The 12,180-nt window shown below is 69.9% G+C and carries 14 protein-coding genes; 6 read left to right on the forward strand and 8 right to left on the reverse strand.

The window, feature by feature from the left end:
- Window positions 1-110: 110 nt before the first annotated feature.
- Window positions 111-2,672, forward strand: a complete 2,562-nt coding sequence (mprF, locus tag C1931_RS14460; protein ID WP_108756843.1) for a bifunctional lysylphosphatidylglycerol flippase/synthetase MprF — start codon at window positions 111-113, stop codon at window positions 2,670-2,672.
- Between the two features lie 46 nt (window positions 2,673-2,718).
- Here mprF and C1931_RS14465 read toward each other — a convergent pair whose 3' ends face one another.
- The 4 genes from C1931_RS14465 to C1931_RS14480 all read right to left on the reverse strand — a co-directional run bounded on the left by C1931_RS14465 (window position 2,719) and on the right by C1931_RS14480 (window position 5,573).
- Window positions 2,719-4,056, reverse strand: coding sequence for an AcvB/VirJ family lysyl-phosphatidylglycerol hydrolase (locus tag C1931_RS14465; RefSeq protein ID WP_234412828.1), 1,338 nt, complete (start codon window positions 4,054-4,056; stop codon window positions 2,719-2,721).
- 71 nt (window positions 4,057-4,127) lie between these two features.
- Window positions 4,128-4,745, reverse strand: coding sequence for a DUF998 domain-containing protein (locus C1931_RS14470; protein ID WP_108756845.1), 618 nt, complete (start codon window positions 4,743-4,745; stop codon window positions 4,128-4,130).
- Window positions 4,742-4,921, reverse strand: coding sequence for an oxidoreductase-like domain-containing protein (locus tag C1931_RS14475; RefSeq protein ID WP_108756846.1), 180 nt, complete (start codon window positions 4,919-4,921; stop codon window positions 4,742-4,744). The genes C1931_RS14470 and C1931_RS14475 overlap by 4 nt, the downstream gene beginning before the upstream one ends.
- 49 nt (window positions 4,922-4,970) lie before the next feature.
- Window positions 4,971-5,573: a hypothetical protein gene (locus C1931_RS14480; protein WP_108756847.1), complete on the reverse strand. Its 603-nt coding sequence runs from the start codon at window positions 5,571-5,573 to the stop codon at window positions 4,971-4,973.
- Between the two features lie 231 nt (window positions 5,574-5,804).
- On the opposite strand from C1931_RS14480, the gene C1931_RS14485 reads away from it, so the two are divergent.
- Window positions 5,805-6,965 carry a transglutaminase-like domain-containing protein gene (locus C1931_RS14485; RefSeq protein ID WP_108757776.1) on the forward strand — a complete coding sequence of 387 codons (1,161 nt, stop codon included), beginning with the start codon at window positions 5,805-5,807 and terminating at the stop codon, window positions 6,963-6,965.
- Window positions 6,966-6,971: 6 nt separating this feature from the next.
- Here C1931_RS14485 and C1931_RS14490 read toward each other — a convergent pair whose 3' ends face one another.
- Entirely contained in the window at window positions 6,972-7,307 is a 336-nt protein-coding gene (locus C1931_RS14490; protein WP_108751627.1) for a zinc ribbon domain-containing protein YjdM, read from the reverse strand.
- 442 nt (window positions 7,308-7,749) lie between these two features.
- On the opposite strand from C1931_RS14490, the gene C1931_RS14495 reads away from it, so the two are divergent.
- From C1931_RS14495 to C1931_RS14505, 3 genes are all read left to right on the forward strand, one after another.
- Window positions 7,750-9,111: an Hsp70 family protein gene (locus C1931_RS14495; protein WP_108756848.1), complete on the forward strand. Its 1,362-nt coding sequence runs from the start codon at window positions 7,750-7,752 to the stop codon at window positions 9,109-9,111.
- 228 nt (window positions 9,112-9,339) lie between these two features.
- Entirely contained in the window at window positions 9,340-9,633 is a 294-nt protein-coding gene (locus tag C1931_RS14500; RefSeq protein WP_108757777.1) for a YkgJ family cysteine cluster protein, read from the forward strand.
- An 11-nt stretch (window positions 9,634-9,644) separates the two neighbouring features.
- The gene (locus C1931_RS14505) at window positions 9,645-9,827 is read left to right on the forward strand and encodes a hypothetical protein (RefSeq protein ID WP_079222716.1); all 183 of its coding nucleotides are present in this window, start codon (window positions 9,645-9,647) and stop codon (window positions 9,825-9,827) included.
- Between the two features lie 47 nt (window positions 9,828-9,874).
- Here C1931_RS14505 and C1931_RS14510 read toward each other — a convergent pair whose 3' ends face one another.
- Genes C1931_RS14510 through C1931_RS14520 form a run of 3 tightly spaced genes read right to left on the reverse strand, consistent with a single transcriptional unit; the run spans window position 9,875 to window position 11,864 of the window.
- Window positions 9,875-10,753, reverse strand: a complete 879-nt coding sequence (locus tag C1931_RS14510) for a DUF4097 family beta strand repeat-containing protein (RefSeq protein WP_108756849.1) — start codon at window positions 10,751-10,753, stop codon at window positions 9,875-9,877.
- 11 nt (window positions 10,754-10,764) lie between these two features.
- Window positions 10,765-11,289, reverse strand: coding sequence for a hypothetical protein (locus C1931_RS14515; protein WP_108756850.1), 525 nt, complete (start codon window positions 11,287-11,289; stop codon window positions 10,765-10,767).
- On the reverse strand, window positions 11,286-11,864 hold the full coding sequence (locus tag C1931_RS14520) for a sigma-70 family RNA polymerase sigma factor (protein ID WP_108753778.1): 579 nt from the start codon (window positions 11,862-11,864) through the stop codon (window positions 11,286-11,288). The genes C1931_RS14515 and C1931_RS14520 overlap by 4 nt, the downstream gene beginning before the upstream one ends.
- Before the next feature lie 127 nt (window positions 11,865-11,991).
- Between C1931_RS14520 and C1931_RS14525 the strand changes: the two genes are divergently transcribed.
- On the forward strand, window positions 11,992-12,171 hold the full coding sequence (locus C1931_RS14525; protein WP_108756851.1) for a hypothetical protein: 180 nt from the start codon (window positions 11,992-11,994) through the stop codon (window positions 12,169-12,171).
- Window positions 12,172-12,180 lie beyond the last annotated feature (9 nt).

Here is a 12,180-nt window from a genome sequence, read left to right on the forward strand (position 1 = left end):
TCCGGCCAGCCTGCGCACAGTCCGGCGCTGGTCAAACGGCGGCGACAGGCGCACGATGCGCCACGCTGCGTTGACACCGCCCTCGCCCCCACTGACGCACCCTTGCGCCGATGACCGCCCCCACCGATTCCACGCCCTCCGCCGCTTCCACCTGGAAACGCGTCGCCACCATCGTCATCCCGCTGCTGATCCTGGCCCTGGCCCTGCATGGGCTGGCCAACGAGTTCGACGAGAACGGCTACCGCGCCATCCGCCACGCGTTCCAGAACCTCAGCCTGGGCCAGATCGCGCTGACCGTGCTGCTGGGCCTGGCCAGCTATGCCTGCCTGATCGGCTTCGATGCCATCGGCCTGCGCCGCAGCGGCATCCGCGTGCATCCGGCCCGCATCGGCATCACCGCCTTCCTGGCCCACACCCTGGGCCAGACCGTGGGCTTTGCCGCACTGACCGGCGGCGCGGTGCGGCTGCGCGGCTACCGCAGCGCCGGCCTGGACCTGGCGCAGATCGGCCAAGTGGTGCTGATGAGCACGCTGGGCTTCGTGTTCGGTGCGTGGCTGCTGATGGGCCTGGCCCTGTGCATGGAACCGGCCGCGGCAGCGCTGGCCCTGCCGCTGGACCCGACCGCCGTGCGCGTGGTCGGCATCGTCGCCTTGGCGGCCTACGCGCTGACCGTGCTGCTGGTCGGCCGCCATGGCCGTACCTTCCAGATATTCGGCCATGGCCTGTGGCTGCCCGACCGCCGCACCATGCTGGGGGTGACCGCACTGAGCGTGGTGGAACTGGTGCTGGCCAGTGCCGCCTTCTACGTGCTGCTGCCCGACTCCACCCCCACCGGCCTGCCCGGCTTCGTCGGCCTGTATCTGGTGGCAGTGCTGGCCGGGCTGGTGTCCACGGTGCCGGCCGGTTTGGGCGTGTTCGAATGGAGCCTGCTGAAGCTGCTGCCGCAGGTGGCCCCGGCCGCCGTGCTGGCCGCCGCGCTGATCTACCGCGTGACCTATTACGTGCTGCCGCTGCTGCTGGCCACCCTGCTGGCCCTCGCGCCGGCGTTGCGCCAGCCGTTCAAGGCCGGCGCCGGTGCCACCCGTGCCGGCTGGCATGCCCTGCGCCCGTGGCTGCCGCAGATCATCGCGCTGGCCGCCTTCAGCGTGGGCGCGGCGCTGGTGATCGACGGCACCCTGCCCACGCCGCGCCGGCACCTGCTGAACGCCTCGCTGCCGATCCTGGAAACCTCGCACCTGATCGGCAGCCTGACCGGCGTGGCCCTGCTGCTGATCGGCCAGGGCCTGGCCCGGCGCAGCCATGCGGCCTGGATGCTGGCCATGGCGATCTGCGTGATCACCCCACTGCCGATCTGGCTGCGCGGTGGCCAGCCGCTGATCGCACTCTCTGCGCTGCTGGTGGCGATGGCTCTGTGGGCGGCGCGCCGCGAGTTCTACCGCCAGGGCGCACTGCTGGACGAGGCCTGGTCGTGGCCGTGGCTGCGCAACCTGGGCCTGGTGCTGGTGGCGGTCACCTGGCTGCTGTTCTTCACCTACAGCCACGTGGAATACCAGAACGAGCTGTGGTGGCAGTTCGCGTTGTCCGGCAATGCACCGCGCGCCCTGCGTGCGCTGCTGGTAGTGGCGATCGCGCTGGTGATCTTCGGCCTGGCACGACTGCTGCACAGCACCCGCACGCCGCTGCCGGCGGCCGACGATGCCACCCTGCAGGCACTGGCCCCGGTGCTGGCTGGCGCCACCGACACCCAGGCCTGCCTGGTGCTGACCGCCGACAAGGCGGTGCTGCGCGACGAAGCCCAGCAGGGCTTCGTGATGATGCAGCGCTACGGCGGTTCGTTGATCGCGATGGGCGACCCGGTCGGCCCGCCCGAGGTGGCCCGCGCCTTGATCTGGCGCTTCCGCGAAGAAGCCGACCGGCTGGGCCTGCGCCCGGTGTTCTACCAGGTGGGTGAGGCCTATTGGCAGACCTATCTGGACCTGGGCCTGGGCTTGGTGAAGCTGGGCGAAGAAGCAATGGTGCCGCTGCATGATTTCGGCCTGGAAGGGCGCGAGCGTGCCGACCTGCGCCAGGCCTGGAACCGTGGCAAGCGCGGCGGCCTCAGCTTCCGGGTGGCGCCGGTGGAGGAAATCCCTGCCCTGCTGCCGCGCCTGCAGGCCATTTCCAACACCTGGCTGGAAGACAAGGCCGGCGATGAGAAGGGCTTCTCGCTGGGCAGTTTCGACCCGGCCTATCTGGCGCGCTTCCCGATCGCCCTGGTCGAAGCCGAAGGCCAGATCGTGGCCTTCGCCAACCTGTGGCAGGCACCGGCGGGTGCTGAGCTGTCGGTGGACCTGATGCGCCATGTGAACGAGGCGCCGAAGGGCACGATGGATTTCCTGTTCATCGAGCTGTTCCTGTGGGGCCGTGCACAAGGCTATGCGCGCTTCTCGCTGGGCATGGCGCCGCTGTCCGGGCTGGCCCAGCACCGTCTGGCCGGGCGCTGGAACCGGCTGGCCGGGCTGCTGGCGCGGCACGGCGAGCGCTTCTATGGGTTCAGCGGCCTGCGCCGCTTCAAGTCGAAGTTCGCCCCGCAGTGGCGGCCGCGTTATCTGGCCGCGCCGGGTGGCATGCACCTGCCGGCGGCGCTGCTCGATGCCACCCGGTTGATTTCGCTGGACCCGCGGCGCGGGTGACCGTGCAGGTTTTGCGCCGGGCCATGCCCGGCGAACGCCAGAGGCTTTACGCGCCGCCCTTCAAAATCACCTCGGCCACGCGATCGTAATCGCCGCCGAAATGGTGGTCGCCCGGCAGCTTCACTTTCTGCACGCCATCGTTGGCGGGCAGGTCCGGGCACAGCGCATCGGCATCTTTTTCGCCGAACACGCACAGCGTTTTCGCTGCCGGCAGCCGTGCGATTTCAGGCGCGATCGGCAGGCCATCGCCACCGCCGCCCAGCCAGTTGCTGACGTGGAATTCGAAATCGGCCTTGCGCCCCACCGACAGCAGGGCGATGCGCTGCACGCGCGCGCGGGTTGCGGCGTCCAGCTGGTTGATGCTGGCCGGCAGCACGTCGGCGCCCTGCGAGAAACCGATCAGCATCACCTTGTCGCGGTGCCACTGCTGCCGGTAGTGCTCGATGATCTTCTGCAGATCCGCGGCGAACCCCTGCGGGGTGCGCGCGGTCCAGAAGTAGCGCAGCGAATCCAGGCCGACCACCGACACGCCGTGCTCGGCCAGCGACTCGGCCACGTTCTTGTCCAGGCCCGCCCAGCCGCCGTCGCCGGAAACGAACACCGCCAGGGTGTCCCCGTCACCGCGCGCGGGCACTTCCACCACCGGCAGGCCCTTCAGCGCATCGGGCGGCGGCGCCAGGCTCACCCCGGCCTGCGCACCCATCACCCGTGCCGCCGCCACCAGCCCTGGCGTGGCATCGCCGGCGGTAGTGCGCTTGAAGCCACGGGCCATGGCCACCTGCTGCACGAAGGCATCGGCATGGCCGGCCTTGCAGCCCGCGCCGCCATCGGCGTTCAACCACGGCAGATTCAACTCGGCCGGTTGCAGGCGGCCGTGCTTCACCCCGTCGCCGCAGACCATGCGCTCGTGGCTGTGGTCGGGGCAGAAACCGCTGGTCAGCAGGCCGGCGAACACCTGGGTATCGGCCTGTGCGGCCAGGCTGTAGGCCAGCTCGGCGCCTTCACCATCACCACCGACCAACGGCAGGTGGTAGCCGGGCAGATGCAGGTAGGCCTGCACCCAGCGCGAGAAGTTCTCCACGTCGCCCGCGCCGAAGGCGCAGCTGCTGTTGCCCTCGCGCTTGAGCACACCGCGCAGGTGGTCCACGTCGACCGACGCCACCAGCGCACCATCGGCGCGCAGGGCCTCGATCGGCGCGGCGGCGGCCGGCGCGGCAGACGGTTGGTGGAACCAGATCACCACGCGCTTGGGCGCACCGCCCGGTGAATGCACCGGCACCTGCTCAAAGCGGCCGTGGCTGACCTGCTGCACATCGGCGGCTGCCGATCCCGCCGCCAGCGCCAACACCAGTCCCATCGCCCTGCACAGCCCTGCACGCGTCATGTCACATCCCCGTTGGAATGCGCACACGATACGCTGCCGGCGCGTGCACGGCATGTACCGGCGTGGGCGGTTCAGCCGGCGCTGGCGATGCGTGCGCGGCGGTACAGCGACACCGCCAGGTGCAGCAGCCAACCGACGATGACCGCGATCACGATCTTCTGCCCCAGCCCGCGCGGTGGGCCATCGCGCCACAGCACGTGCATCCACAGCAGCACAAACGCCAGCCACGCCCACGCCCATAGCAGCGCCGCACTGCGTTGCCAGCCCGGTTCGCGGCGCAGGTACCAGGCCTGCAGCAGCATGGCCACGCTGGCACACAGGAACGCGGTGTTGGCGGCCAGCCCATGCACCAGCGGCGCGATCAGCGGCGCCAGCTGCGGCAGCCAGCTGTCACCGATCGCCACGGTGGCCAGGCCCAGCGCCGCCACGGTGAACAGCAAGGGGGCGGCGGCACTGCGGCGCGGCCCGCGGCTGCCGCGGTACAGGGCAATGCCCAGCAGCGCGATGGCCAGCGCCAGCAGGCAGTACGCGCTGCGCAGGGCCAGCCCCCACGGGCCATGCAGGTACAGGCTCAGCGTTGCCCGCACCCAGTCCAGGTCGGCGCGCGCGAACTGCGTCCACAGTGCGGTTGCCACGAACAGCAGCAGCGCCACCAGGGCCAACAGCGCTGCGGGACGGGCCCGGCTCACGGCGCCTCCTGCGGGTGCCGTGCCTGCCATTCGGCCAGGGCCTTGCGGTAACGCTGCAGTTCTTCCGAATACAGGTCCAGCACGCACAACGGGCAGCCGCTGCCGCAGCACTCGTTGGGGCCGGGTTCTTCCGGCGGCAGCGGGCGCGGGTCGGGATCGGGCACGGGATCGGTCACAGGCAGATCAGACAGGACAGGAAACACCGCGCCAGTGTAACGGCCCCGCTCAGCGTTCCAGGTGCCGGCGCAGGTTGGCCCGCGCCGCAGCGTCCAGACGCGCATGGAAGAAATCGCTCAGGAAGATGCGCGGCGCACGCAACAGCCCCTGCAGGAAGCGACGGCGACCGGCACGGTACAGGAAGCCGGGCACGACACCCCGGTACTCTTCGGCCACGCCACGGTCGTAGGCATCGAACACCTCGGCCGGGGCGCCCAGGATGGCCATGTCGCAGTCCAGGAACAGCGCGGCCTCGGCGTCCACCTCATCGGGCCCCAGCGCACCGTGGCGTGCGGTCAGCAGGATCAGCTGTTCCACCCGCGCGGCATCCACCTGCGCAAAAGCAGGCACATCGGCAATGGCCTGCACGGCCAACTGCGCCGAACGGGCCTCGTTGTCCTTGCGCCCGGCCTGGTACACCGCATCGTGGTACAGCACGGCCAGGTAGACCTCGGCCGGCTGCTGCCAGCCCGGGCCGTCGGCCACCTGCTGGCAGTGCTGCAGCACCGCGCGCACGTGGCCGAAGTGGTGGTAGGCGCGCGGTGGCGTGGCATAGGCCGCTTCAAGCGCCTGCCACTGCGCCGGCGCCAGCGGAACGGGGGCGAAGTCCATGTAACGATGATCCCGCCGACGCGCGGCCAGAGCAAGCTGGTCAGTTTTTCACCACGCACTCACAACGCTTGCCCGGCAAGCGCTGGCGGCGGTTGTCCACAGCTTTGTGAAGCGCTGGTCCACATCCTCTGTGGATCAACGCTTGTGCCGACGGACGGTGTGCGCCCGGTCGGGGCCCCCGATCTACACTGCCGGCAGGCGGAAGCGTCCGCCGTCGTGCAGGAACTGCTCATGCACCTGCTTGCCGCTTGCAGCCTGGCCGTGCTGCTGGGAATCGCTCCGTCCCTGGCGGCGCAGGGCCAGGCCGCGCCCACCGCCCCCGCCCCGGCGCCTGCGCTGGCCACCCTGGAGACAACATCCACGCCGGTGCCCACGCCCGAGCAGGTGCTGGCCATCCCCGCGCCGCTGCGGCAGATGCTGCAGCAGCAGGTGATCAACCGTTCGCGCTCGCGCGACCAGCGCGCGCAGGCCCTGGTCGACATGATCTTTTCGCAGCGCGGCCTGGACCTGCAGTACGACGCCAACGCCACCTACACCCTTGCCGAAATCTGGCAGCAACGCCGGGCCAACTGCCTGGCCTTCACCCTGCTGTTCGTGACCCTGGCGCGCGAGGCCGGCATCCAGGCACGCGTGCAGCAGGTGGACCGGGTGGTGTCCTGGTACCAGGACCAGGACCAGGGCGTGGTCTACAGCGTGGGCCACGTGAACGCGTCCATCGTGGTGGACGGGCGCAGCGGCACGGTCGATCTGGACCGCAACGTGCTCTACGACCGCCGCGGCCCGCAACCGATCAGCACCGCGCGGGCGCTGGCCCACTTCTACAACAACCGCGGCGCCGAACGCATGGCCAGCAACGATGGCGCCGGCGCGCAGGCGTTCTTCGCGGCGGCGCTGCAGCAGGACCCGGGATTCGCCTCCACCTGGAACAACGTCGGTGTGCTGGCCAGCCGCCGTGGCGACCTGGTCGCCGCGCGCATGGCCCTGGAAACCGCGCTGCGGCTCAAGCCCCGGCATGACGCCGCGCTGGCCAACGCCAGTGCGCTGTACGAGCGCATGGGCATGACCGCGCAGGCGCACGCCCTGCAGCAGGTGCTGCACGAGGTGCAGCGCGAAGATCCGTTCGTGCAGTACATGCTGGGGGCGCAGGCCGAGCGCAGTGGCAACCTGGCCGAGGCGATCCGTTACTACCGGCGTGCCGTGCGCCTGTACGACAGTGCGCACCAGTTCCATTTCGGGCTGGCCCGCGCCTACTTCCGCAGCGGGCAGGTACAGCGGGCCGACCGCGAACTGCTGCGTGCCCAGCAACTGGGCGGGGCGCCCGAGCAGGCGCGTTACCAGGCCAAGCTGGACAGCCTGGCCCGCTGGCGCGCGCAGCAGCAGGCGCGGCGCTGAAGCGCGTCAGGCCTTTTTCAGGAAGCAGGTCTTCAGCACCAGCCCCTTGATCTTGTCCGAATTGCCTTCGATGTGTTCGGCATCGTCCTCGACCAGGCGGATGTTGCGGATCACCGTGCCCTGCTTCAGTGGAATGGAAGACCCCTTCACCTTCAGGTCCTTGATCACGGTGACCGTATCGCCGCTCTGCAGCGTGTTGCCGTTGCTGTCACGCACCACCAGCCCCGCACCACTGGCCTCTTCGGCGGTCCACTCGAAGCCGCAGTCGGCGCAGATCCACAGCGCGCCATCGGCATAGGTGTTTTCCAGGGTGCACTGCGGGCAAGCGGGAGCGGACGACATCAGCAAGTACCTCAAAATGAATCAACAGCCGCCATTGTAACCGGCACGCCTGTGCTCCGATTTTTGTCGCGCGCGCGGCGCTTTGATTGATCTCGCTGGGGCGGGGGGGGTGGGCTCTGCTTTTTGCTGCCGCGGCGCAGGGAACTGTCACGGCGGCGTGGGGAGGGGCGGACGGGACCGTAGGCGCCAAGGGCCCGAGGCATGCCTCGGGCGGGTTGGGCAGGACGCCCAACCCCGGTCTTGCCGTGTGCGCAGGACAGCGCACGCGTGCAAGGCGCCTACGAGCTACATGGACGTATTTACCGCGTGTCCCGGCCGCCCCTCCCCGCGCCGCCCGAGCGGAGCAGGCAGGCGCTGAAACCCAACCGAAGCCGACTGAAACTTGCAGGACGCGCCGAACTGCAGCAGAGTGCGCGGCCCCCGCCTGTCCCCCGGATTTCCCATGCGCCTCGGCATCGACTTTGGTACCAGCAACTCCGCCGCCGCGATCGTCCGCGATGGCCAGCTGCTGCCGATCCGCTTCGGCGACGCCGAACAGTTCCGCACCAGCGTCTACTTCCCCGGCGTGGTGCCCGACCCGGACGATTTCCAGCTCGATGCCGGGCAGGAACACCAGCTGCAGCAGATGATCGACAGCGCCGCCCGCGCGGCCCGTGCTGCCGGCCAGGAACGCACGCCGCAGGCCCTGCGCCGCGAAGCCCTGCGTGCCCTGCGCCGCGAATGGATGGAAGCCCGCGCCGGACAGGAACGCAGCGCCAGCGACCTGCTGCAGAACGCGGTCTACGGCGACGAGGCGCTGGAAGCCTATTTCGAGGAACACGAAGGCAACCTGGTGCAGAGCCCGAAGTCGATGCTGGGCTACAACCTGCACCCGCGCGCGAAGCAGACCATCACCGGTATCGCCGCACACATCCTGGAACATATCCGCCTGACCGCCAGCGCCCAGCTGGGCCAGCCGCTGCGCGCCGCCCTGCTTGGCCGCCCGGTGCAGTTCCGCAGCTCCATCGGCGATGCCGGCAACGCACAGGCGCTGGACATCCTGCGCGAGGCCGCCAGCCAGGCCGGCTTCGACCAGATCGATTTCCTGGAAGAACCCGCTGCCGCCGCCATGCATTACCACGCCGAAAGCCGCGAGCGGCACCAGGCCGTGATCGTCGATATCGGCGGCGGCACCACCGACATCGCCCACGCCGAGGTGGGCGGCGACGCCGCACCGCGCATCCACCGCGCCTGGGGCATCGCCCGCGGCGGTACCGATATCGACCTGGCACTGAGCCTGTCCAGCTACATGCCGCTGTTCGGCCGCGGCATCACCCGCGTGCCCGCCCACCACTACGTGGAAGCGGCCACGGTGCAGGACATGACCCGCCAGCGCGAGTTCCGCCTGCACAAGTACGACCACGTGGACTCGCCCTGGGGCGACCGCCTGCAGGCACTGCAGGACACCGGCAACACCGCCCGCCTGTACCGCGACGTGGAACGCGCCAAGATCGCCCTGAGCAGCAGCCCGCAGCACCGCAGCACGCTGGACTACATTGCCCGCGACCTGCATGCCGACACCAGCGCCGAAGGCCTGACCGCTGCCGCGCACGGCTACCTGGAACAGATCCGGGCCCTGCTGGCGCAGGTCCGTAGCGATATCGGCGGCGATCCGGACGCGGTGTTCCTGACCGGCGGCATGTCCCGCGCCGGCTACCTGCGCCAGGCCGCGGCCGACGCCTTCCCCGGTGCCCGCATGGTGCATGGCGAGCCCTCGCTGGGCGTGGTGCAGGGCCTGGCGCTGGCGGCAGCCAGCCGGGATTAACAAAACGTTACGCGAACTTTGCTACCCTCGGTAGGCTTGATAGGGCTCTACCTTCCGCCGGCTGCGCCGGTGTGTGTCCCCGGGTAGGGCCCGGCCCGCGCAGCGGGCCTTGCGGCCATGCCTTCTGGCTCGTTCATGGTCCGCGTACTACCCGAGCCGCCATCGAGACCCGCTTTGGGCACCCGCCTGGCCCCTGTGGCCGCACAACCTGAAGAAGCACCTGCACCCATCGACTGCCGCCGTTGTGATGCGGTCTGTTGCCGGTTGCCCGTGCTGCTGCAGGCTGACGACGAGGTGCCCCGCCAGTATACCTCGCGCGACAGGCACGGCCGTGCCGTGATGGCGCGCAATGATGAAGGCTGGTGCGCGGCGATCGATCCCTATCACCTGCGCTGCACGATCTATTCGCAGCGCCCGGCGATCTGCCGCCAGTTTGCGATGGGCGGCGATGACTGCCGCCGCGAGCGGCAGGACTACCTGCGCCAGGCCGATGCCTGGGCGCTTTCCTCCCCTTCCACCTGACAGGAGCAACCATGCCCCGCAAGGCAAAGACCCCCGCGAAGGCTACCAACAGCATCCGCAGCGAACGCAAGGGCGCGGCCGCCAGCACCACGGTCAGCAGCGATTCGATTGCGTCCGATCTGGCCGCGTTCCGCAAGAGCGGTGGCAAGATCGAAGTACTGGGCACCACCTGGGCGCTGAAGAAAGCCAGCTGACCCACCCTGACCGCGGCGGCGCTGCCGCCGCGGCCTGCCGGGCCGGCTCAGCGGTCCAGACGGACCTGCACGCTGCCCGAGTGCGACTGCACGCGGATATCCCCATCACCACTGCCCAACCGGGTGTCCAGATGGCTGCCCGGGCCGTAGCGTGGGCGTTCCACGCTGCCCGCATCGCTGTTGATCGCGCCGCTGAAGCTGTTCACTGACAGCTGTGCCGACACGGTTCGCGGCAGCCGCAGGCTGACCGACGCACTCACCGACTCCACGGTGATACGGCCGCCCGGCGCCAGGGCAGACGCCGACAGGTCGATGCCGCCGGACACCGTTTCCACGGCCAAACGCTGGATGCGGCCGGCATCCACCCCGACCCTGCCCGACACGGTCTGCGCACCGATGTCGCCGGCCACGCCGCCACCGGCCTGGATCTGCCCGCTGACCGTGTTCACGTCCAGGCGCGACGTCTGCAGCCGTGCAGTCACATTACCGCTGACCGAATTGAGCTTGCTGTCGGCGCTGCGCCCGGCCGCACTCAGGTTGCCGCTCACCGTGTCGGCCTGCAGCCTGCGCACATCGATGCCACTGATGTCCTGGTCGGCACTGACCGTGCTGAGCAGCAGCTCGGACGAGCGCGGAACGTTCAACACCAGGGTGGCACCACCATTGTTGCTGCGCCGTGGGTATTCCACTTCCCAGCGCACGCGGTTGGCGCTTTTTTCCTGGCGCAGCTGCAGGCCGTCGCTGAGGCTGCCGGTCAGCTGCACATCGTTGCGGTCCCAGCCGCGCACCGTGACCTTGCCGGCCACGTTGCTCAGTTCAATACGGCCACCACTGGCCAGGGCGTGGCGTTCGTCCACGCGGGTGTCGGCCAGCGCCAACGTTGGCAACAGCAGCAGCGCAGCAGACAGGGGAAGCAAGGCTCGCATCGGGAATCTCCTCAGGTTGTCAGTCCGGCCGCGGCCTGTGCCGCCTGCCGGGTCAGTTCCAGCCGCAGCGCGTAGGTGCGCCGCAGTTGTGCCAATAGATGAGCAGCGCGCGGGTCCTGCGCCATGGCGGCGCGGATCTGCACCACGCTGCGGTCCAGTTCCTGCAGCGCCGGCTGCCATTCCGGCGCACGCGCTGCCGGCAACGACGCCACCGCCTGCTGGTACTGCGCGGCCATGGCATTGGCCTGCAGCTGCAGCCCGCCGGGTGCCGGCGCCTGCACGGCGTCATGCCGCCACGGGGCCACCGCGAACAGCGCCAGGCCTGCGGCCAGCGCCGCGCCCAGCGGCAGCCAGGCGCGACGCAGCGGACGGCGTCGCAGCGCCACTATGACGGTCGGCGCGGTGGTCGCCTGCACAGCCTCGCGTGGCGGCAACCGTGCCGACAGCCGCGCCCAGCCATCGGCAGGCGGAATGCGCTGCTGCGGCAGGTCGCGCAGCCGCGCCAGCAGGTCGTGATCGGGGTCGGATGTGGTCATGTCATGTCTCCCAGCCGCGCACGCAGCAGGCCGCGCGCGCGATGCAACTGTGCCTTGGAACTGCCGACGGCCATCTGCAGTTGTTCGGCGATTTCGTGGTGTTTCCAGCCTTCGATATCGTGCAGCACCAGCACCGCACGGGCCCGCGGTGGCAGTGTTGCCAATGCCCGTTCCAGATCACGCTCGGTGCCGGCGCAGCGGTCATGCACGGCCAGCTCCTGCAGGCCGCCTTCCATGTCGTCCAGGCTGTGGTGGTCCTGCCCGCCAGCGCGCACGCGCAGTTCCATCAGCGCGGCATTCACCCCCAGCCGGTGCAGCCAGGTGGCCAGGCTGCTTTCAAAGCGGAAACCCGGCAATGCCTTCCAGGCCTGCAGGAAGGCTTCCTGCAACGCGTCTTCGGCCCGCGCCTGCTGCCCGCCGCACAGCCGCCACAGCACGGCGAACAGGCGCGGCGCGTGGCTGCGGTACAAGCACTCATAGGCCACGGTGTCGCCGGCCGCAGCCGCCCGGATCAACGCGGGCTCATCGGGCGCATCAGCGGCGGCAGGTGGCGGTGGCATGGTGGTGTCGAGCATAGCGCTTGGATGCAGCGCCCCAGCAAAAGGTTTAGACGGCCCGCGGCCGCTTCGGCATGCAACCTTTTCGGCCGCCGCTGCATCCATGCCTGCATCCCCCCCGCGTGGCCGCAGGCCCGGAGACCCCATGTCCGCCACCCACTGTGCTGCGCTGCTGGCCATCGCAATCTGCATGGCGCAGCAGGGCCTGGGCCTGTCGCTGCAGTGGCACGGCGAGGCCCACGGCGCATGCCTGCAGCGGCACCGCCAGGCACTGGTCTGCGTGCAGTGGCCGCCTGCAGTCGAAACGCCACCGCGCGCCGGGTAACATCGGGCG

Source organism: Stenotrophomonas sp. YAU14A_MKIMI4_1, assembly GCF_003086855.1.
GTDB lineage: Bacteria > Pseudomonadota > Gammaproteobacteria > Xanthomonadales > Xanthomonadaceae > Stenotrophomonas.